Here is a 21,265-nt window from a genome sequence, read left to right on the forward strand (position 1 = left end):
GCCTAGGGCCGACGCACCTCGTTCAGGGCGAACCCGGCGCCGAACACGCTGTGGCGGTATGCGTCCGCGAGCATGTGCGGCGGATCGAGGTCCGGCTTCCCCTGCAGGCGCCGCCGGAGCCGCCACACGGCGAACCCGGAGATGAACGCCGCGTCGGCGAGCGCCGCGTACGTCCGCCCGTAGTTCTTGAGCAGGAACCGGCGGCGCGCCTGGAACCAGTAGGCCGGACGTCGCCTCATCCGGTCGGAGATCCCGCTGGAGGCGCCCTCGAGGTGGATCACCCGGCTCTCCGGGACGAACCACGTCTGCCAGCCGGCCCGGCGCGCCCGCAGGCACAGGTCCAGGTCGTCGAAGTACGTGAACAGCCCCTCGTCGAGGAGCCCGATCTCGTCGAGCATGGTGCGGCGCAGGATCATGCTCGCGCCCGAGACCCAGTCCACCGCGCAGGCCGCCGCCGGCGTGCGCATCACCACGGCCCAGCGCGAGAGCAGGCGCGACACCGCGCCCAGGCGCAGGCCTCGATCCAGCTCGGCCGCGAGGCTGCCGAACCGGAACGGCGACGCCTGGACGGCGCCCTCGGCCGACAGGAGCGTGCTGCCGCCGATCCCCGCGGCGGGCGTCCGCTCCATGTGCTCGACGAGCGCGCCGAGCGCCCGCGGCTCCACGCGCGTGTCCGAGTTGAGCAGCAGGACGTACTCGGGCGGATCGTCCGAGGCGAGCGCCCGGCGGATCAGGAGGTTGTTCCCCCCGGTGAACCCGAGGTTCGAGGGCGAGGCGGTCACCTCGACCCAGTGCCCCCATCCGTGCTCGGAGACCGCGCGCTGCAGCCGCGGGTAGGCGTCGGGCTGACCGCTGCCATTCTCGAGCACCGCTACGCGGAAGCCGGCCGTGGCAGCCACCTCCGGCTCCAGCGAGCGCAGGCAGTCGATGGTCAGATCGGTCGTTCGGAAGTTCAGGATCGCGACCAGCAGCTTCATCCCCCGACTCGCTCCTCTCGCGCGGCGCCTGCTTCGCGGTGGCTCGTGCTTCCCACGGCCGGCCGTGGGAGCGCAACAATGCGTCGGGTCGGCGTCCGAGCGGCGAGGCTCGATGGGGCGCCCACGAACAAGTGACGCTCGCGATGCCCCCCGACCCCACGACAGGCACCGGGAGGGCGTTCGCTCGCTGGAATCCGGGCGCGCGATGTGGCCTGATGCGGGCAGTCCGCCGCGTGCGGCGGCCGAGGCCGCTGCCGCGCCGCGCTCCGCATGGCTTCCGCGAACGCCCTCGCCACGATCGCCCTCGCGCTGTTCCTCCCGGCGATCTACCTGCTCATGCAGTCGCTCGGCCCCCGCCGAGGCGTGCTGGCGGCGCTGCTCGGCGGCTGGATGTTCCTGCCGGTCTTCGACGGCCGCCTGAACCTGCCGTTCCTCTCGAGCAAGCTGACGTTCGTGGCGGGCACGATCCTCCTCGCGAGCCTGGCCTTCGACTCCCAGCGGTGGCTGCGGCTGCGCCTGCACTGGGTCGACCTCGCGGCCGCCGCCCTCTGCGCCGGCCCGTTCGCGACCGCGCTCGTGAACGGCCTCGGCGCCTACGAGGGGGCCTCGGCAGCCGTCCAGTCGTTCTTCGCCTGGACCGCCCCGTACCTGCTCGGCCGCGTCTACTTCGGCGAGCCGAGGGAGATGCGCGAGCTCGCGGTGTGGCTGGTGGGCGGCGCGCTGCTGTACCTGCCCTTGTGCCTGTGGGAGATCCGGATGAGCCCGCAGCTGCACCGGCAGCTCTACGGCTTCCACACCGTCAGCAGCTTCGCGTACGTGGTCCGCTACGGCGGCTACCGGCCCGCCGTGTTCATGCAGTTCGGCCTGATGGTCGGGACGTTCATGGCCACCGGCGCGCTCGTGGCGTACTGGCTCTGGCGCACGCGCGCGGTGACGCGGTTCGCCGGGCTGCCGGCGGGCTGGTGCACGGCGGCGCTCGCGGTGACCACGCTGCTCGTGAAGTCCACCGGCGCGATCATCCTGCTCGCCGGTGGCATCGCCATCCTGGAAGGGACGCGCAGGCTGCGCCACCCCGTCCTCATGCTGACCGTGACGCTCCTGCCGGTCGCCTTCGTCGCGGCCCGGATCACCGGCTGGGCGGGCGCCGAGGTGATCAGCGGGGCCGCGCACATCCAGCCGGAGCGGGCCGAATCGCTCGCGTTCCGGGTGCTCAACGAGCAGATGCTCGTGGAGAAGGCGATGGAGCGGCCCGGCCTGGGATGGGGACGCTTCGGGCGCTCGCGCGTGTTCGACGACGACGGGCGCGACGTCTCCGTCACCGACAGCCTCTGGGTGATCCTGCTCGGCATGAATGGGCTGGTCGGCCTCGTCTCGGTCGCGGTGCTGCTGCTCGCGCCGGTGCTGCTGCTGCTCGGGCTGGTCCCGGCGCGCCACTGGGACCACCCCGCCTTCGCCCCCGTCGCCGCGGTGTCGCTCGGGACGGTCCTGTTCGCGGTGGACTGCCTGTTCAACGCGATGACGAGCCCGGTGTTCCTGGCCATGTCAGGGGCGACGCTCACGTTCCACCAGGCGGTCCAGGCAGCGCGGCGCCGCGGCGCGCCCGCCGTCGCCCCGCGCTCCACGGGCACGCCGCCCGCGGTCCAGACCGGCGCGTGAGGGACCCGTCGCGTGTCCCTCGCTCGCGCGGCCGTGGCCGGCCCGCGACCCGGCTATAGTCGCGGGCCGGAGCGCGGGGGATGATCGAAGGACGAAGCGCGGAAGGCGGCCTCACGGTCGTCGTCATCGGCCTGAACGCGGCCGCGACGCTGGAGGCCTGCCTGCGCTCGGTGCACCGCGCGGTGGAGCGGTCCGGACGGACCGCCCGCGTCCTCTACGTGGACGGCGGCTCGCGCGACGGCAGCGTGGCGATCGCCCAGCGCGCGTCGGCCGAGGTCATCCAGCTCCACACCGATCGGCCCACCGCGGCGAAGGGTCGCAACGCCGGGTGGCGCGCCGCCACCACGCCGCTCGTCCAGTTCGTGGATTCCGACACCGTCCTCGAGCCCGACTGGCTGGAGCGCGCCACCCTCGCCATCCAGGCCGATCCCCGCATCGCGTGCCTGTTCGGCCAGCTCCACGAGGCGAACCCTTCGGGCAGCATGTTCAACGCGGTGTGCGGCTGCGACTGGTACGTGCCGCCCGGCGACTGGCGCATGTGCGGCGGCAACGCGCTCTTCCGGCGGGAGGCGCTCCGCGAGATCGACGGGTCCGACGAGCAGCTCGCCGCCGGGGAGGAGGCGGACCTCTGCTGGCGGCTGCGGCAGCGCGGCTGGCGGATCGTGTGCGACGCCGCGGTCATGGGGCACCACGACCTCGCGATGACCGGCTTCCGTGCCTACTGGCGCCGCGCGGTCCGCAGCGGCTACGCGTACGCGCAGATCGGCGTGCGGTTCGCGCGCACCAGCGACCCCATGTGGCTCCGGGAGCTGGTCCGCAACCTCGTGGTCCTGCCGGCGGCCCTGCTCCTCGCCATCGCGGTGGGCCTGGCGTTCGGCGCGACGGGGCTGGCGGTCCTGGCGGCGCTCGCGGCGGCGCGGCTCGCCTGGAAGTTCGGCGCGCTCCGGCGGCGCATCCCGAGCGCGCGCCTGCGCACGCTGTACCTCGCGCATCTCTCGTTCCTGCGGCTCCCGCTCTTCGTCGGCGCGGTGCAATACCTGGCGCGCCGTCGCGCCGCCGGCTGAGGGGGATCGACGTGCCCGGGATCTTCGGCTTCGTCTCGGAACGGCCGCTCGGCGGCGCGACCGCGCTGGCGCGCGCCATGGGCGCGCTGCTGTCGTCGCACGAGGGCCAGCGCTCGAGCGCCGTGGTCGGTGCCGGCTGGGCGCTCGGCGCCACCTGGGCACCGGGCCTCCAGCCGGACCCCGAGCCCTCCCACGCCTCCGGGACCTGGTCGGTGGCGACCGGCGAGGTGTATCCGTCGGGCGACGCGCCGGCGGTCCCGCCCGCCTCGCCCCGGCCCGCCATCCTGGCGGCGCTGGCGGCGGACGACGCGGCCCGGCTGGCGCGGGTGAACGGGCAGTTCGCGGGCGCCGTCGTCGACCCCGCCACCGGCCAGGCCACGCTGGTGTGCGATCGGTACGGCCTCCACCCGCTGTACTGGACGCAGCGCGACGGCGTGTTCGCGTTCGCCTCCGAGCTGAAGGCCCTGCTGGCGCTCCCTGGCGCCGGGCGGACCCTCGACCCGGAGGGCCTGGCGGCGTTCCTGCTGCTCGGCGAGCACTTCTCCGACACCACCCTCCTCTCCGACGTGCGCATCGCGCCTGCGGCCGCCCTGCTCCGCTCCTCCGGCGGCCCGCCCCGCATCGAGCGCTGGTGGCAGGTCCGCTACGCCCGCACGGTCCGGCCCGCCGAGGAGGACGAGGCCGCCCGCGAGGCGGGACGCCGGTTCCTCCGGTCGGTGGAACGGCAGACCGCCGGGACCGAGCGCATCGGCATCCCGCTGTCGGGCGGCCTCGACTCGCGCCTGTGCCTGGCGGCCGTCCCCGCCGATCGCCGGCCGAACGTGGACACGTTCACCTGGGGTGACCGCGGGTGCCTCGATCGCGCGTTCGCCGCCGGCGCCGCGCGTCGGTGCGGGGTCCGCCACCTCGACTTCGACTACCGCTACGAGGCGCTCGTGGCGAGCGCGGCCCGCGGCGCGTGGATCACCGACGGGCTGGCGGGTGCCACCGACTTCCACATCCTGCCGTTCCTGGAGGACCTGGCGGCGCGCTCCGACGTCGTCCTGAACGGCTTCGCCGGCGACGCGCTGCTCGGCGGCAACTTTCACTGGCGACGCATCCGCGAGCTGTCGCGCGAGGGGCTCGTGGCCGGGACGTTCGCGAAGCGCAACGACGCGCTGCCGCTCCGGGAGCTGGAGGCGATCGCCGACGGGCCGGCGCGTGCAGCCGCCCGGGAGCTGCCGGCCTCGTTCGCCGCGTGCTTCGAGGCCCACCGGCAGGAGGACCCGCTCGGCACCCTGGACGCGTTCCTGCTCGACTCGCGCGTGCGCCGCTGGACGAGCTTCGGCACCCAGCTCCTGCGGGCGCGGCTCGTCTCGCGGGCACCGTTCTACGACAACGACTTCTTCGACCTCGTCGCGTCCGTGCGGCCGGAGGCCCGCACCGATCACGGCTTCTACCGGAAGGTGCTCCTCGGGACGTTCCCGGACGTGGCGAGCGTCGGCTGGCAGACCACCGGCTTCCCGGCGTCGTGGCCACCGCGGGTGTTCCGTCCGGCCGGCGTGGCCCTGCGTCGCGGGCTGGGCGCGGTCGAGCGGCTCACCCGCGGCGCGGTGCGCAGCCCGTTCCCGGTCGCCCGCCTGGCCAGGGCCTTCCGCGGCCCGCTCGCGCCGGCGCTCCATGCGGCGCTGTTCGACGGCGATGGCCCGCAGTGGGAGGTGTTCGACCGGCGCGCCGCCGAGCGGATCTGGCGGGACCTGCAGGGCGGCGCAGACGCGCGCGCGAAGCTGGTCGGCGTGCTGCTCACGCTCCGCCACTTCCTGGCCCAGTGCCGGGGCGAGCGCGGCGCCTCGCCGCTCGCGCCGGACCAGGTCGCGATCACGGCCTCGCCGGCCGCGGTGGCCGTCCGGGTGGCCCCGTGATTCCCTTCTCGCAGCCGGATCCGCGCGGTGCCGCCGGTGGCGGTGCTCGCGGCCTCCCCGTGTCGCGGCGCCGCCACATCCCCGAGGCAACATGACCCACGAGCCCACGGTGCACGTCGCAGCGTTCCTCAACCAGTTCTGCGATGGCAAGACCACCCACAGCTACGCGTCCGTGTCGGTGTGCGCGAACATGGCCGGGCCAGGGTTGTCGATCGAGCTGCACGTGCCGGCGGCCGTCCGCGGTGGCCGCCGCGAGTTCGTCCGCGCCGCCATCCCGGCCTGGCTCTGCTCCGGCTACTACCGGGCCGATCGCGAGGGACGCTTCGCCGAGCGGCTCTGCACGCGGAACTTCCGCGCGGCCCTCCGGCGCGCGGACGTCGCATACCTCTGGGCGTCGACGCCGGAGTCGGTGTACCGGGACGTGAAGGCTGCGGGGGTTCCGCTCGTCGTCGAGCGCGTCAACTGCCACCGCGCCACCTCGATACCGATCCTGGAGGAGGCATACCGTCGAGCCGGCATTCCCGCCGCCCACGGCATCACCGCGAGCTCGCTGGAGGAGGAGCGGAGGAAGCTCGCGATGGCGGACTGGATCTTCGCCCCGAGCCCGCTGGTGAGGCAGTCGTTGCTGGACGAAGGCATCGCCGACGAGCGCATCCTGCCGATCAGCTACGGGTGGTCCCAGGAGCGCATGGGCGACACGCCGCGCCGCGTCGGTGCGCTGCCGGTGTTCCTGTTCGTGGGGTCCGTGTGCGTGCGGAAGGGCGCGCACCTGCTCGTCGAGGCGTGGACCGAGGCCGACGTTCAGGGGCGACTCGACATCTGCGGTCCGATCCTGCCCGAGATCCGCGCCATCGTCGGCTCGAAGCTCGGACATCCCGGCATCCGGACCCCCGGGTCGGTCTGGCCCATCTCCCGGGCCACCGCCGAGGCGGAGGTGTTTGCGTTCCCCACCCTCGAGGAAGGCAGCTCGCTCGCGGTGCTGGAGGCCATGGCCTCGGGGCTGGCGCTCCTCACCAGCCCGATGGGCGCCGGAGACATCGTTCGCCACGGGCAGGACGGCTTCGTGCTCGACCCGTACGACAGGCCAGCGTGGGTCTCGGCGCTCCGGCAACTCGCCTCGGATCCGGCGCTGCGAGCCCGGATGGGCGCATCCGCGCGTGCCCGCGCGCAGGAGTTCACGTGGCCGCGCGCCGGCGCGAACCGGCGCGCGCGGCTGCTGGAAGCCTTCAGGGCCGCGCGCCTGCCGGATCGTAGACGGGCCCGGTGAGCGAGCGGGCCGGAACGGTGCCGGTCGCGGCTCGATCGCCGCCGTGAGCGCCCGCACGTCGTCGGCCGGACGCGCCGGCCCGGGACGGGACCACCGCAGGAGCCCGGCGATCAGAGCCCGTCGACGAACTCCAGCGTCCGCGCGATGACCTCGTCCTGCTCCGCGTCCGTCATGTTGAAGAACAGCGGCAGGCGGACGAGGCAGTCGGTGAGCCGCTCCGCGCCGGGCAGCGGCTCGCCGCCGTGGAAGCGCTTCCCCATGGGCGAGAGGTGGAGCGCGACGTAGTGGAACGGCGTGGTGATCCCGTGCGCCTTCATGTGCGCGATGAACCGGTCGCGCTGCTCGCGCGCGCGGAGCACGAGGCCCAGCAGGTGGTGGTTCGGGCGGTTCCGCGGGTCCGGGCGCACCAGGTACCCGCCCTTTCGTTCCACCGCCCGCTCCAGCTCGCGGACGTACCGATCGTGGAGCGTCGCGCGTCGCGCCTGGATCCGCTCGAAGGCGTCGAGCTGCGCCGACAGGTAGGCGGCGTTCAGGTCCGAGAGCGCGTAGCTGGAGCCCACGTCCACCCAGGTGTACTTGTCCACGAGGCCGGTCAGGAATCGGCGCCGGTTGGTGCCCTTGTCGCGCAGGTACTCGGCCCGCTCCAGCAGCGCGGGATCGGCCACGGTCAGCGCCCCGCCCTCCCCGCAGCCCACGTTCTTCGTCTCGTGGAAGCTGATCGCCCCGGCGACGCCGAACGTGCCGAGCGGCTTGCCGTCGAAGGTGGCCCCGAGCGCCTGGGCCGCGTCCTCCACCAGCGGGATCCGGCCGCAGCGGTCGAGCAGGTCGCTCATGTCGCAGGAGCTGCCGGCGTAGTGGACCGCCACGACCGCGCGGGTGCGCGGCGTCCGGAGGCGCGTCACCTCCCGCGGATCCAGGTTTCCGTTCGGATCGACGTCGGCGAACACCGGGCGCGCGCCGCGCAGCACGAACGCGTTCGCGCTGGAGACGAACGTGTAGGAAGGGACGATGAACTCGTCCCCCTCCTTCACGTCGAGCAGCAGCGCCGCCATCTCGAGCGCGTGCGTGCACGAGGTGACCAGGAGCGCCGGCTGCCCGAGCATCCGCGCGAGGCTCTCCTCGCACGCGCGCGCGAAGGGCCCGCCGCCCGCGACGTGCCCGTGCGTGGTGATGGCCTCGGTGATGCGCAGGATCTCGGTGCCCAGCCACACCGGCTTGTTGAACGGAATCACTGTCCTTCCCCCCCGGCGCCCACCCACGGCGACCAAGGGCGGCATTCTCGGCGGAATGAAGGGGCCCCTCAAGTACCGTTCGTCCCGGTCTTCGGCAGGGGCGCGTCGTCCCGGCCGTGCAGCGCGGACGCGCTCAGTGGGACTCGTAGGCCCCCACGTCGGGCGCCGCACCGCGTGGCCGCGGCGCCCCGGCGAAGTCCGCGTGCACCTCGACGGTCGCCGCACCCGCATCGACGGCGGGCGACCGCGGCAGGAGCCGGTAGTCCCCGCGCGCGGGATCGACGAACGCCGCCGAGGCGGTGAGGAGGTTGTGATCCTGGAGGAGCCCGGGGATCGTCTCCCCTTGCACGAGCGTCGGGTGCCTGCTCAGCGGCGCGCTCGCGAGGTTGTTCCGGAGCACCACGCCCCGAGCGCCAGGCTCCAGCCGCACGACGGAGAACGCGTCCGCGGCGTCCGTCCGGACGATCGTGTTGTTCACGACGCGCACGCCCTCGGGGTCCGGCTCGATCCCGCGGCGTCCGACGAGCACCGCGGTGTAGTACTTCGACGCCCCCGTCCCGTCGAACACGTTGTTCCGGACCATCACGTCGCGCGCCCAGATCAGGAGGTCCACCTGCACGCTCGCCTCGCCGTGCGTGCGGTTGCGCTCCAGCACCACGTGGCTCACCCGCTCGTCCTTCTCCCCATCCTGCGGGCCGACCGCGAGCGCCCACACCTTGCCGCGGATGAGGTTGTCGGTCACGGTCACCCAGCGGGTCTCGGGACGGCCGTCGCCATGCCCGGGGCCGTGCAGCTTGAGGGCGTGCCGGGTCCCCCCGGGATTCCACAGCCGGTTGTGCGCGATCACCGCCTTGTGCGCCTGCCAGACCCGGAGCGCGTGCGTGCTCGTCATGTCGTGCAGATCGTTGCCCAGGATCGCGAGGCGCCGTCCGCCGACGTACATGCCACCGGACTGCTCGGCGGTGGCCTCGCACTCCACCCACGCGTTGCCGTCGTGCGGGGTGGCGTAGATGGGCTTCCAGTCGCCGTTCCCGAGGCCGACGCGGAACTGCGTGGAGCGCACGCGGAGCACGAGCGCGTTCACCGTCTGGATGACGTTCGCGTACCCGATGGCCGTGTCGCGATCGACGCTCGCCCCGGGGCCGATCATGTCGAGGTCCATCACCCGCCAGTCCGGGGCCCGGACGATGATCCCGCCGTCGGCGCCGCTCCTCACCTCGAGCACCGGGCGCGCGCCTTCGCCGTACGCGCCGATGATCCCGGGGCCCGGCGCGGTGAGCGTGACGCCCCCGGTCGTGAAGCGCTCCCCGCGACGCAGCAGCAGGCGCCGGTTCGGCCCCCCGTTCACCGCGGCGAAGCCGCGCTCGAACGTGGCGAACGGTGCGTCCGGGCGGGTGCCGGGGTTGCGGTCGTTCCCGCTCGCCGCGACGTAGTACGTCTTGCCCGCGAACGCCGAGACCGTGATCCGCTGCCGGTACGTCCGGCGCGCGCCCGCGGCGTCCGTCACGGTCAGCGTCGCGGTGTACACCCCCGGCGTCTCGTACACGTGCGCGGTCGTGTAGCCGGTCGCCGCGTTCCGGCTCAGCCCGGTGGTGCGCCACGCGCCCGCCCCGGGATCGCCAAAGTCCCAGACGTACTCGGCCGCCTCGGGATCGCGAGGCTGCTGGACACCGCTCCGCCAGACGAACGGCGAGGCGGGCCCCTCCTGCTGCGTGTCGACGGCGTCGAAGAACACCGCGAGCGGCGCGACGCCCGAGACGCGATTGGCCGTGGTCATGGGCGCCGGCTCGGGCGCGCCGGCGCCGGCGCCCGCCGGATTCGCGGCGTGTGCCACGGACGCCGCGGCCCCCGTCGCCAGCGCAGCCAGCGCGGCCCGCCATGCCAGGCCTCGAGCGGTCATGTCTCCCTCCCATGCGACACGCGAACCCGCGGGCGGGCACGCCGCCACCGGGAGCACGCTAGCACACGGCGCTCCTGGCCCCGGGCCGCGCCCGCGCCTGCGAGGGGCCCCGTGTTCCGCTGACTCGCCACCAGGCCGCCGCGCGCGATATCCTTCGCGAATCGCCACCGGAGCCGCGCTCGGGTGAGGCGGCCCCGCACCGGCCGTCGGAAGGGATTCGGAAGCGAATGACGCCCGATTTTCCACGACTGACCGACGGGTCGAGCTACGACGGCGGCCCACCGCCGGGGCCGAAGGTCACGCCGCTCGACTGGCTGAGGCTCACGGTGCGCGCGGCGCGGCGGCGGAAGGTCGTCGCGATCGCGGTGTTCTCGTGCGCCTTCGCGCTGAGCCTGGCGTTCGCGGCGACGCGGAAGCCCGTATACCGCGTCTACACGACCATCCTGGCCCAGCGCTCCAGCGCGCTCCCCTCGGCCGCCCGCGTGATGTTCGAGGATCTCCCCACCCGATCCGCGTGGGAGATCATCCATCGCCGCGAGAACCTGGTGGCGATCGTGAAGGAGACGAACCTCGCCGCGGGCGCGTCCGGCACGGTGGAACCCGACCTGCGCACGCGCGTGAAGCGCGCCCTGGGGATCGGACGCGCCTCGACGCCGATGGACCCGCTGGACCGGCTGGTGCTCGTGCTCGACAAGGAGCTCGAGGTGAGCACCGAGGAAGGAACCATCACGATCAAGCTCGACTGGCCCGACCCGCGACAGGCCCACGCGGTGGTCCAGGCCGCGCTGCAGAACTTCCTCGAGTCCCGTCACGTGCAGGAGGTGACGGCCATCGACGAGATCATCTCCGTCCTGCGCGGGCGCGCCGCGGTCCTCCGGAAGAACCTCGACGAGGTCATGGCCGACGTGCAGCACCGGCGTCCGCCGCCGGCCCGCTCCACGGCGGCCCCGGTCGCCGCCGGCCCCAGCGAGGAGCTGGTGCGCCTGCAATCGCTGCTCGCCTCGAAGCAGCGGGCCATCGAGGACCTGGAGAACTTCCGCCGCAGGCGCATCGCCGAGGTGGAGGCACAGCTCCAGCAGGCGCTGAACGCGCTGTCGGAGGTCCATCCCACCGTCATCGGCCTTCGCCAGGAGCTCGCGGCGGCCTCGCGCGAGTCGCCGCAGATCGGGACCCTCCGCGAGGAGGAACGGAAGCTCCGGGCGCAGGTCATCGATCGAGCCGCGCGTGAGGGGACGACCCCGAGCGCGGCGGCGTTCTCCGCGCCGCTGGCGGCCTCGGACACCACGCGAACCGGCGACGACCCGCGGGTCGTCGAGGCCCGCGCCCAGTACGAGCAGATGAACCAGCGCCTCGGCGCGGCGCAGGTGGAGCTCGAGGCGGCGCGCGCCGCGTTCAAGTACCGGTACAACGTGGTCTGGCCGCCGCAGGTCCCGCAGTCGCCGTCCGGCAACAGCCGCCTCGAGGTCGCGCTGGCCGGGTTGCTCTTCTCGCTCGCGCTCGGCCTCGCGGTGGCGGCGGCCCCGGACATCGTCCGCGGGCGCATCATGCAGCGCTGGCAGGTGGAGCGGAGCCTGGAGCTCCCCGTGCTCGGCGAGATGCGTCGTGAACGCTGAACCCCTCGCCGCTGCGCACGCCGGCGCGCGCGGGCGGCCCGATCTCCTTCCCTGGAGTGCGTCCGCAGCGCGCGCGGCATGAGGACGCAGGCGGGCTCGTTGTACCGCGGGCCCATGGAACTGCTCGCGCGCCGTTGAGAAGATGATCGCCTTCCCCGATGCTCCGGTGCGACGGAGATGGCGAACCCGTCAATCGCGCGGCCCCCACGCGCAGAGGCTTCCGCGCACGGCGCTGGCGCTTGCTCGCTCGCGGGCGGCCTGGCCACCGGGAGGGACGCGGGGATCGAGGCGCTCCGCGGCCTGGCCGTGCTGCTGATGGTGGCGGGGCACGTCATCGGCATGGACGCGGAGTGCGGGCTGCAGGTCGAGCCCGACTCCGGATGGCGGCGCGCCTACTACACGCTGTCCCCGGTCCGGATGCCGCTGTTCACGGCCATCTCGGGGTTCGTGTACGGGCTCCATCCCGCGGTGCGGCAGCACTGGCGCCGGTTCGCGTCCGGAAAGCTCCGGAGGCTGCTCGTGCCGCTCGTCGTGGTCGGAGGTGCGTTCGTCGTCGCGCGAGCGATCGTCCCCGGCACGAACGGCGGCGACTCGGTGCCGGGCCTGCCGTGGCTGCTGATCGTGCCGTACGCGCACTTCTGGTATCTGTACGCGCTCGCCTGGGTGTTCGCGCTCGTGGGTGTGCTGGACGCCTTCGGCTGGATCGCGCGGCGCTGGCAGCTCGCGCTGCTGCTCGCGGGCGCGCTCGCGCTGAAGGCCTCGGGGCTGCTCGAGACGCCGATCCTGGGCATCTCCCACGCGCAGTACTTGCTGCCGTACTTCGTCCTGGGGCTCGGGATCCAGCGCTTCTCCCTCGGTCGCGGCTGGCGGGCGGCGGGCGCGCTGATCGCGCTCGGGACGGTCGCCGTTGCGGTCCATCAACGCCACTGGGCCGGCGTGCCGTGGCCCAGCGAGCTCACGCGCTATGCCGTGAGCACGACCATCGGGCTCGCGGCGGTGACGCTCGCCCTGGTCCATCGGGTCGCGTGTGCCGCCCTCGCGATGCTGGGCCCGTTCTCGTACGGCATCTACTTGATGCACGTGTTCGGCACCGCGGGGAGCCGGATCGTCCTGCAGCGCGCCGGGGTGGACGATCTCGTCGTCCTGGCCGCGGTGGGGCTGGCCGCGGGGATCGCGCTGCCGGTCGCGGTCGAGCTCGCGATCGCGCGCAACCGCTGTCTCGTCCTGCTCGTGCTCGGGCGCAGGCCGGCTCGGGATCGGCCAGCAGGGGGTCCGCTCAGGCTCGCGCCGGCGCCGGCGTGGCGCGGGCCGGCGCGAGATGCTCCAGCAACCGATCGACGTTCGCCGCCAGCCCGAACTCGTGCACCACGTGGTCGAGCGCTGCCTCGGTGAGCCGTGCACGGAGCTCCGGATCCTCGAGCATCCGCCGGATCTCCTCGGCCAGCGCGGGGGGATCGCCCGGCGGAGCGAGCAGGCCGGTCTCCCCGCTCACCACCAGCTCGGGGATCCCGGACAGGCGCGTGGAGATCACCGGGACCCGCTGCGACATCGCTTCCATCAACACGACCGGGATGCCGTCCATGTCGCCGCGCGCGTCCGGCTTGCACGCCAGCACGAAGGCGTCCAGCGACCGCAGCCAGCGCGCGACGGAGCCATGCGGGAGGGCTCCCTCGAAGCGGACCCGGTCCTGCACCCCCAGGTCCCTCGCCAGGCGCTCGAGCGACGCCCGCTCGGGGCCGTCGCCCGCGATGCTCAGCTCGAGCGTCCAGGCCCCGCCGCCGAGCCGTGCCGCCGCCCGCACGAGGTCGTCCATGCCCTTCTTGTCCACGAGCCGGCCGAGCGATCCGACGCGGTAGTGGCCGCGCCGATCGAACCGGGGGTGGTCGCGGCGCGCGGCGAGGCTCACGCCGCACCGCACGACCGCGAGGTGCTCCTCCGGCACCCCGCGGGACCGCAGGAACGCCACGTTGTGCCGGGAGATGGTCAGGAGCTTCCGCGCCCGTGCGGCCTTCTCGCGGAGCAGGATCCCACGCTCGAAGATGTCGTTCGCGTGCGCCGTCACCGTGAACGGGACCTCGGCGAACGCGGACGCGTACATCCCGATCTGCGCCGGGACGTGGGCGAAGTGGACGTGCAGGTGGGTACAGCCCGAGCGCCGCAGCAAGCTCCCGAGCCGCGCCCCGGCGAGCCACTGGTAGACGAGCTTCCACGACGCGGGGCGGAGCGGTCCCACCGCGCGAAGATCATGGAGCAGCCACCGGAGCGCCCTCAGGCCGCGGCGCCCCGATCTCAGCGCCTCGATCGCGCCGCCGGCGAGCGCCGCCCACGGGCGGCCGCCATACAGCACGTGGGTGCGCCGCGCGAGCGCCTCCTGGCCTGACGCCACGGCCGCGGGCGCGCGCACGCTCACCGGGATCACCCGGATGCCCCGCCGCTCCAGGGCGAGCAGCTCCTCGTACACGAACGTGGCGGAGAGGGCCGGGAGCTCGGGCGCGAGATAGGCGACGACGATCTCGTCCTCGGGTGGCACGGCGAGTAGCCCTGGCACAGCTCCCGTGAAAAGGAAAGGCCCCGGGGGCTGAGCCCCGGGGCCTCGTCACGGTCTCCGCCGGCGCGGAGGGCCTACAGCAGTCCGGGCTTGCCCTGCTTCCACCGCTCGTACTCGGTGGTGAGCAGGTCCACGTGCTCGCGCTCCTCGGCGGCGAGCTCCTTGTACAGCTGCTTCTCGGGCGAGCCCTCCGGGGCGGCGGCGCCGCGCTCGGTGAAGAACTTCACCGCCCGCTGCTCGAAGCCGATCGCGATCCGGAACAGGTTGCCCGGATCGTCGGGCCGGTTCTCGAGGCCGGCGAACAGCGCCGCGCGCTCGATCTTGAAGCCCTCGGTCGGCGACGGCGCCTGGGCGTGGTAGCGGCGCGTCAGCGTCGCCATGTGCTCCTGCTCCATCCCGGCGAACTTCTCGAAGAGCGCCTTCAGCACCGGCTCCTTCGAGTCCTTGGCCGCCTTCGCGTAGAACGCCATGCCGCCCAGCTCGATCTCGAAGGCGAGCCGGATGGCCTCGAGCGCCTTGGCCTCCTCGACCTTGCGCGGGTCGGTGACCTGGAGCTTGCCGCCGCACGCCGGGCACATGCCGTACGGGAACGCGAAGCCCTCGCTCACCTTGCCGCAGTCGTCGCAGCGCCACTGCAGCTGCGCGGTGCCGCAGCAGACGTACTCCTCGTCGCCCTCGATGGGCCGGCGGCACTTCGGGCAGGTCTTCACCGCGGTCTCCGCTCCGGCCGCGACGGCGCCGGCGTGCGTGTGGAGGCCGGCCTGCGCGGCCGGCGCGGCGGCGAGCTGCGCCATGGGCTGGAACGCGGCCACCTCCTCCTGCGTGAGCGGCCACTTCTTGCCGTTCGTCAGGTAGGTCGCGATGGAGCGCGCGGCGCGGCGGCCGGCGCCCATGGCCAGGATCACGGTGGCGCCGCCGGTCACGATGTCACCGCCGGCGAACACGCCCGGGAGCGTGGTGGCCTGGGTGGACTCGAGCTTCCCGTCGTCCGCCGCGATGTTGCCCCACTTGTTGAGGCCGAGGCCGGGGGTGGACTGCGTGATGATCGGGTTCGCCTTGGTCCCGAGCGCGTAGATGACGGTGTCGCACTCGAGGTCCTTGAACCGCCCGGTGGACATGGGCTTCCGGCGGCCCTTGTCGTCGGGCGCGCCCAGCTCCATCTCCTCCACCTTCATGCCGCGCACGCTGCCCTCGGCGTCGGTGTAGATCTCCACCGGCGTGTGGAGGAAGAAGAAGTCGATCCCCTCCTCCTTCGCGTGCCGAAGCTCCTCGATGCGGGCCGGGGCCTCCGCCTCGCTGCGGCGGTAGACGCAGCGCACGGTCGGCGCGCCGAGCCGCTTGGCGACGCGCAGGCAGTCCATGGCGGTGTTCCCGGCGCCGATCACCACCACGCTCTTGCCGAGCGAGATGGGGGTGTCGAGGAACGGGAACTTGTCGCCGCCCATCAGGTTCACGCGGGTGAGGAACTCGTTGGCCGAGTACACCTGGCCCGCGAACTCGCCCGGGATCCCGAGGAACTGCGGCGCGCCGGCGCCGACGCCGAGGAACACCGCGTCGAAGCCCTTGTCGTTCAGCAGCTGCGGGACGGTGAAGGTCTTGCCGATGACCTTGTTGGTCTCGATCTTCACGCCCATCTCGACCAGCTTGTTCACCTCGCGGTCGATGATGTCGCGCGGCAGGCGGAAGGACGGGATGCCGTAGCGGAGCACCCCGCCGACCACGTGGAGCGCCTCGTACACGGTCACGTCGCAGCCGAACTTCACCAGGTCGGCCGCGGCGGCGAGGCCGGCGGGGCCGGAGCCGCACACCGCCACCTTGCCGAGCTTCCTGTCGAAGCGGGGCGGGGCCACCGGCTTGGGCCGGGCGTTGTCACCGACGAAGCGCTCGAGGCGGCCGATGCCGACCGACTCCATCTTCTTCGCGATGATGCACTGCGCCTCGCACTGCGTCTCCTGCGGGCAGACGCGGCCGCAGACGGACGGGAAGATCGAGGCCTCGTTGATCACCTCGAGGGCGCCCTCGAGGTCGCGCACCACCACGTGGCGGATGAAGCGCGGGATGTCGATCTGCACCGGGCAGCCGGCGATGCAGGTGGGCTTCGCGCACTGGATGCAGCGCTCGGCCTCCCCGAGGGCGTCCTGGAGCGAGTACCCCAGGTTGACCTCCTTGAAGTTCCGGGCGCGCTCGACGTGGTCGCGCTCCGGCATCCTCGTCTGCGTCGGGACCAGCTCCTTCAGCTTCTTGTAGTTCCGCTTCTCCTCCTCGAAGAGCTGCTTCTCGAGGTTGCAGACGTGCGCGTAGTCCTCGTTCGCGCGGGTCTCCTGGCTCTTGAAGCGGCGCTGGCGGGCGAGGAGCTCCTTGAAGTCCACCTGGTGGCCGTCGAAGTCCGGGCCGTCCACGCAGGCGAACTTCACGTCCTTGCCCACCGTCACGCGGCAGGAGCCGCACATGCCGGTGCCGTCCACCATGATCGCGTTCAGCGAGACCATGGTCTTCACGCCGAACGGGCGGGTCGTCTCGACGCACGCGTTCATCATCGGCAGCGGGCCGATGGCGATGGCGAGGTCGGGCTTGTCCTTCTCGCAGACCTCCTTCAGCGCCTGCGTCACGAAGCCCGGCTTCCCGTAGGAGCCGTCGTCGGTGCAGACGATGAGGTCGTCGCAGTACTTGCCGAACTTCTTCTCCCAGAACACCAGGTCCTTGTTCCGGAACCCGATGATGCCGGTGGTGCGGCAGCCGGCCTCCTTGAAGGCGCGGAGCTGCGGGTACACCGGCGCGACGCCCAGGCCGCCACCGACCAGCACCACGTGGCCGGCGTTGTCGATGTGCTGGGGCAGGCCGAGCGGGCCGACGAAGTCGTCGAAGGTGTCCCCGGCCTTGTAGTTGGTCATCATCTCGCGCGTCGTCTTGCCGAGCGCCTGGATGACCATCGTGATGGTGCCCTTCTCCCGGTCGAAGTCGGCGACCGTGAGCGGGATGCGCTCGGAGCCTTCGTGCAGCCGGAGCATGACGAAGTGCCCGGGCTGGGCGGAGGCGGCGACATCGGGGGCGTGGACCTCCCAGAGGAAGGTCACGTCGGAGAACGCTTCGCGGCGAAGGATCGAGTACATCGGGAACCAATCCCTCCGTGCAGTTGGAGTGGGGGGAGGTGCGGTTTCGGCCTGCGCTTGGTATCAGCCCCCCGTGGAGGGCGTCAAGGGAGACACCCGCGAAATCTCAAGAGAATTGCCGATTGAATCGGTCCACATTGCGACCATTCGCCCCGTGAGGCCGCCCCCGCCGCGCCGCTGGCGCGCTGCCGCCGCGGACAGGCCGGCGGGCGCGGCGGCCAGCGGCCCCACCGGCCGAGCCCGGCGCGCGGCGGCCGGACGAGAATGCCGCGCCGCCCGCCGTCCCGGCGGGCCGAGGGGATTCCATGAACGTCCTTCGCATCGCCGCCGCCGCGGCCCTCGCCGCGGCGCTTCCCGCGCCGTCCGCCCACGCCGCCGACCGCACCATCCCGGTCTATCCGGGCGCTCGCCTGCTCACGCTGGCGCCGGAGCCGGGCGAGACGCCCGAGTGCTGCACGTTCGTCACGTCCGATCCGGCCGCGAAGGTGACGGCCTGGTACGCGAAGGCGCTGTCCGTGCCCGCGCTCGACCGCGCCGCCTTCGAGCGCCGCTACCCGGAGTTCCGCGAGGCGATGGCCCTCATGGCCGAGGCGGCGGAGCACCGCGCGCCGAAGGACATGCGCCTGTTCGTCCTCCGCGAGGAGCCGGTCGGCGGCAAGCGGATGCCGACGCTCACGCTCGCCATCCTCTCCACCACCGAGGGCACGGTGTTCGAGATCGGCGAGGAGGAGCTCGGGAGCGAGGGGCCGCGCTGGGCGGAGGCGATGCGGCGCGCGTATCGCGCCAAGCGCTGACCCGGCCCGAGGCGCGGGGCGCTCCCGCGCGCCGGGGGTGCGGGAGGCGGGCCGCTCAGGCGCTGCGGCGGCCGTCGAACGCGAGCCGCCCGAGCACGCCCGCGATCTCCGGATCGCCGGGCGCGACCGCCAGGGCGCGCCGCAGGAGCGCGATCGCCCCGTGCACCCTGCCCTCGGCCAGCTCGCCGCGCGCGCGCTCCAGGCACTCGGCCGCCTCGGGCGGCCGGGGACGCCCGGCGGCGCCGCGCCAGCCCACCCCGGCGCCCACGAAGTCCGGCGAGCGGGCCGGCGGAGCGCCGGGGGCCGCGGCGCCGCCGGCGGCCCGCACCGCGGCGCGCGCCGGCACGGCCACCGGCGCCGGAGCGGCGGGCATGGGTGCGGGTGCGGCCATCGCGGCCGGCGCCTCGGGCGCGAGCGCCACCTCCGCCTGCAGCAGGGTCCGCTCCCAGTCCCGCGCCCTCGTCGCGCCGCCGCGCGCGAAGGTGAGGTGCTGGTGCGCGAGCAGCGAGAACAGCGCCCGGCGCGCGTGCGGCCACCGCGGCCCGAGCGCGCCCGCGACGCTGCGCAGCGAGGCCCCGTCGCCCACCGCGCGCAGGATGGCGATCTCGCTCCGGTCGAGATCCACGAACCGCGGCGGCGCGCCCAGCCAGACCGTCGCGTCGAGCGGGATGCGATCCGGCAGGCGGCGCCCCGGGCCGATCCCGGAGCTGGACGCGAGGAGCGCCTGGTACCAGCGGCCGGCCCGGTCCAGCTCCGCCGCGTCGAACGCGACCCCCAGCCGCCACGGCGCCTGCGCGCTCGCCCACGCCACCCGGCCGGCGATCGCGACCGGCGCGGCGAGCAGCGGGTGCGAGAGCTCGAGCCGCACCGCCTCGCCGCGGGCCACCGCGCCGGTCGCGCGGAGCTGGCAGCCGCTCGGGCCGAGGTCCTCGGTCTCCGCGTCGAGCACGCCGGCCGGCGCGGACACCCTGCAGGCGCAGCGGACGCGGGCGCGGGGAGCGCGGCGTGGGTTGACGATGGTGTCGGCGTCGCTCATCGATCGGCACGCTAGCCGAACGCGCGCGGTCGCACGAACCCGGGGTCACGGTACACTCCCGCGCCGCATGCACACGGACGCCCCACGCCCTCGGGACGGGCTCGCGGCCCGGCTGCGCGCCGCGCCCGGCACGGTGGCCCTCGCCGCCGCGGATCTCGCCGTCTTCGGGTGGGTGGCGGCCCATGGCTCCACGACCGACCCCTCGCTCCTCGCCCGAATGGGCGCGCTCGATCATGCGCGCGTGTGGGATGGCGAGCCCTGGCGGCTCCTCACCGCCGCGTTCCTGCACGTCGGCCCCGTTCACCTGCTGTGGAACCTGGCGTTCGGGGTGCCGCTCTGCGCCGTGGTCGAGCGGGCCATCGGCACCCGCCGCTTCCTCGCCGTGTACCTGGCGAGCGCGCTGGGCGGCTCCGCCGCCTCGCTGCTGGCCGCCATGCCGATGTCGGCGGGCGCCTCGGGGGCGCTGTTCGGCGTGGCGGGCGCGATGCTGGCGCTGTACCGGCGCGCGGTGGGCTCCTGGCGCGCGTTCCTCGCCTCGCGCGACATCATCCTGAACGGGATCCTGCTCGTCGGGTTCGCGCTGGCGGGGCTGTTCCTGCCCATCGACGGGTGGGCGCACGCCGGCGGGCTCGTCACCGGCGCGTGGCTCGGGTGGATCGCCTCGCGCCCGGCGCCCCGCCGAGCCCGGGCCTGGCTCCCGCCCGCCGCCGCGCTCGGGCTCGCGATCGCGCTGGCGCTGCGGCCCGATCCACGGTGGGCGGCGAACCGCAGCGAGCTGGAGGCACTGCACGCCGCGCTGCGCGACGGCGACCGCACGCGGGCGCGCGCGGTGCTGGACGCCGCGCGCGCCCGCGGCAACGACGCCGCCGGCCTGCCCTACTACGAGGGGCTGCTGCTCGCGCAGGAGGGGGATCTCGACGGCGCGCTGGAGCGGCTGCGGCCGCTCGCGTCCGCCGCGCAGGGCCCGGCGGGCGACGAGGCGCGCAGGGCGCTCGCCGCCGTGGCGAAGCGCCTGGGCGTGCTGCTCGTCGTCGGCGACGGGCGCCCGGCCGATCCGGCGCGCGGCCGGGCGCTGCTCGACGAGGCCTGTGGCGCCGGGGACGCAGACGCCTGCCGGCTCGCCGCCGACGCCGGCGCGCTGGATCGGTGAGCCCCCGGGGCGCGGAACGGACCATCGGTCCGGCTCCCGCGTTCACCTCGCGTGCATCCTCGTTGGGGCGGACCGCCGCGCACGCGTCGGTTCCGGACCGCGCCGCGGTCCAACGGTCGAGGAGATCTCGTCATGAAGCACACGCTGACCTCGGGCCCCGCTCCGCTCACGTTCCACGTCCGCTCCCGCCTCGGCCTCCTCTGGGATCTCGCCATGGTGGGCGTCTGGATCGCCATGCTGTTCGCCTTCATGGTGCAGGTCTGGAGCGCTCCCACGCCGCGCGTCCTGCGCACGCTGGGCGCGACGAGCATCACGGCGCACGCCGCCTAGGTCGCCGGCGCGGGGTGGCCCGGTCGACCACCGCCCACGAGGGCCCGGCCGTCCGGCGCTCGGCGCCGGGCCCGCGCCGCGGTAGACGGAGGCGTGGAGCTCGACGCGCGGGTGGCGGCGCTGCTGTCGACGGGAGACGCGGCGACGGCCGCGACCGAGGTGCTGCGCGCGCTCGGCCCCGGCGTCCGGCGCTACCTGGCCTCCGTGCTGCGCGACGACGACGACGCCGCCGACGCGTACGCGCGCTTCGAGGAGTCGCTGTGGCGCGCGCTGCCGGCGTTTCGCGGCGAGGCCGCGCTGCGGACCTGGGCGCTCCGGATCGCCTGGAGCGCCGCCCGTCACGTGCGCGCCGAGGCCTGGCACCGGCACCGCACGCGGCTGCGGACGCACGACGCCTCGGTCCTCCAGCAGACGCAGGGCGCCTCCGCGGCGCGCCACGAGGACCGCCGGCGCAAGCTCGAGCTGCTCCGCCGCGCGCTCAGCGACGAGGAGCAGTCGATGCTCGCGCTGCGCGTCGATCAGGAGCTCCCCTGGCCGGAGATCGCGCGCGTGCTCTCGCCCGATGGGCGCCCGCTCGACGTGGCAGTCCTGCAGAAGCGGTTCGAGCGCCTGCGCGCCCGCCTCGCCCGCCTTGCCCGACGGGAGGGGCTCCTCGACTGACGTGCCCGGTGCTAGCGTCCTGCACGA

The 21,265-nt window shown here is 74.0% G+C and carries 16 protein-coding genes; 10 read left to right on the forward strand and 6 right to left on the reverse strand.

Annotated elements, in window-relative coordinates:
* Window positions 1–2: 2 nt before the first annotated feature.
* On the reverse strand, window positions 3–977 hold the full coding sequence (locus ANAEK_RS14480; protein WP_012526875.1) for a glycosyltransferase family 2 protein: 975 nt from the start codon (window positions 975–977) through the stop codon (window positions 3–5).
* A 270-nt stretch (window positions 978–1,247) separates the two neighbouring features.
* Between ANAEK_RS14480 and ANAEK_RS14485 the strand changes: the two genes are divergently transcribed.
* The 4 genes from ANAEK_RS14485 to ANAEK_RS14500 all read left to right on the forward strand — a co-directional run bounded on the left by ANAEK_RS14485 (window position 1,248) and on the right by ANAEK_RS14500 (window position 6,865).
* The gene (locus tag ANAEK_RS14485) at window positions 1,248–2,633 is read left to right on the forward strand and encodes a hypothetical protein (protein ID WP_012526876.1); all 1,386 of its coding nucleotides are present in this window, start codon (window positions 1,248–1,250) and stop codon (window positions 2,631–2,633) included.
* Window positions 2,634–2,713: 80 nt separating this feature from the next.
* Window positions 2,714–3,697: a glycosyltransferase gene (locus tag ANAEK_RS14490; protein ID WP_012526877.1), complete on the forward strand. Its 984-nt coding sequence runs from the start codon at window positions 2,714–2,716 to the stop codon at window positions 3,695–3,697.
* Window positions 3,698–3,708: 11 nt separating this feature from the next.
* Window positions 3,709–5,598 carry an asparagine synthase-related protein gene (locus ANAEK_RS14495; RefSeq protein ID WP_012526878.1) on the forward strand — a complete coding sequence of 630 codons (1,890 nt, stop codon included), beginning with the start codon at window positions 3,709–3,711 and terminating at the stop codon, window positions 5,596–5,598.
* Between the two features lie 91 nt (window positions 5,599–5,689).
* The gene (locus ANAEK_RS14500) at window positions 5,690–6,865 is read left to right on the forward strand and encodes a glycosyltransferase family 4 protein (RefSeq protein WP_041454078.1); all 1,176 of its coding nucleotides are present in this window, start codon (window positions 5,690–5,692) and stop codon (window positions 6,863–6,865) included.
* A gap of 110 nt (window positions 6,866–6,975) precedes the next feature.
* Here ANAEK_RS14500 and rffA read toward each other — a convergent pair whose 3' ends face one another.
* Both rffA and ANAEK_RS14510 read right to left on the reverse strand, forming a co-directional pair.
* A complete protein-coding gene (rffA, locus tag ANAEK_RS14505) occupies window positions 6,976–8,097 on the reverse strand; it encodes a dTDP-4-amino-4,6-dideoxygalactose transaminase (protein ID WP_012526880.1) in 1,122 nt (373 codons plus the stop codon).
* A gap of 133 nt (window positions 8,098–8,230) precedes the next feature.
* Window positions 8,231–9,874: a PKD domain-containing protein gene (locus tag ANAEK_RS14510; protein ID WP_232288224.1), complete on the reverse strand. Its 1,644-nt coding sequence runs from the start codon at window positions 9,872–9,874 to the stop codon at window positions 8,231–8,233.
* A gap of 350 nt (window positions 9,875–10,224) precedes the next feature.
* Between ANAEK_RS14510 and ANAEK_RS14515 the strand changes: the two genes are divergently transcribed.
* Complete coding sequence (locus ANAEK_RS14515; RefSeq protein ID WP_012526882.1) at window positions 10,225–11,610, forward strand: LPS biosynthesis protein; 1,386 nt, start codon at window positions 10,225–10,227, stop codon at window positions 11,608–11,610.
* 177 nt (window positions 11,611–11,787) lie between these two features.
* Window positions 11,788–13,002 (forward strand): acyltransferase family protein, encoded by a 1,215-nt coding sequence (locus tag ANAEK_RS22800; protein WP_012526883.1) that lies wholly within the window; start codon window positions 11,788–11,790, stop codon window positions 13,000–13,002.
* Here ANAEK_RS22800 and ANAEK_RS14520 read toward each other — a convergent pair.
* Together ANAEK_RS14520 and gltA are read right to left on the reverse strand one after the other, a co-directional pair.
* Window positions 12,887–14,140, reverse strand: coding sequence for a glycosyltransferase (locus ANAEK_RS14520; protein ID WP_012526884.1), 1,254 nt, complete (start codon window positions 14,138–14,140; stop codon window positions 12,887–12,889). The genes ANAEK_RS22800 and ANAEK_RS14520 overlap by 116 nt on opposite strands.
* Before the next feature lie 92 nt (window positions 14,141–14,232).
* Window positions 14,233–17,268, reverse strand: a complete 3,036-nt coding sequence (gene gltA, locus ANAEK_RS14525; protein ID WP_012526885.1) for an NADPH-dependent glutamate synthase — start codon at window positions 17,266–17,268, stop codon at window positions 14,233–14,235.
* A 305-nt stretch (window positions 17,269–17,573) separates the two neighbouring features.
* Here gltA and ANAEK_RS14530 point away from each other — a divergent pair, with 305 nt between their 5' ends.
* Window positions 17,574–18,062: a hypothetical protein gene (locus tag ANAEK_RS14530; RefSeq protein ID WP_012526886.1), complete on the forward strand. Its 489-nt coding sequence runs from the start codon at window positions 17,574–17,576 to the stop codon at window positions 18,060–18,062.
* 55 nt (window positions 18,063–18,117) lie between these two features.
* On the opposite strand, the gene ANAEK_RS14535 is transcribed toward ANAEK_RS14530, so the two are convergent.
* Complete coding sequence (locus tag ANAEK_RS14535) at window positions 18,118–19,098, reverse strand: PilZ domain-containing protein (RefSeq protein WP_012526887.1); 981 nt, start codon at window positions 19,096–19,098, stop codon at window positions 18,118–18,120.
* A 67-nt stretch (window positions 19,099–19,165) separates the two neighbouring features.
* Between ANAEK_RS14535 and ANAEK_RS14540 the strand changes: the two genes are divergently transcribed.
* From ANAEK_RS14540 to ANAEK_RS14550, 3 genes are all read left to right on the forward strand, one after another.
* On the forward strand, window positions 19,166–20,248 hold the full coding sequence (locus ANAEK_RS14540) for a rhomboid family intramembrane serine protease (protein ID WP_012526888.1): 1,083 nt from the start codon (window positions 19,166–19,168) through the stop codon (window positions 20,246–20,248).
* Between the two features lie 132 nt (window positions 20,249–20,380).
* Complete coding sequence (locus tag ANAEK_RS14545) at window positions 20,381–20,578, forward strand: hypothetical protein (protein ID WP_012526889.1); 198 nt, start codon at window positions 20,381–20,383, stop codon at window positions 20,576–20,578.
* Window positions 20,579–20,671: 93 nt separating this feature from the next.
* On the forward strand, window positions 20,672–21,238 hold the full coding sequence (locus ANAEK_RS14550) for a sigma factor (RefSeq protein ID WP_012526890.1): 567 nt from the start codon (window positions 20,672–20,674) through the stop codon (window positions 21,236–21,238).
* Window positions 21,239–21,265: the final 27 nt, after the last annotated feature.

It is taken from the genome of Anaeromyxobacter sp. K, assembly GCF_000020805.1.
Classification (GTDB): Bacteria; Myxococcota; Myxococcia; order Myxococcales; family Anaeromyxobacteraceae; genus Anaeromyxobacter; species Anaeromyxobacter dehalogenans.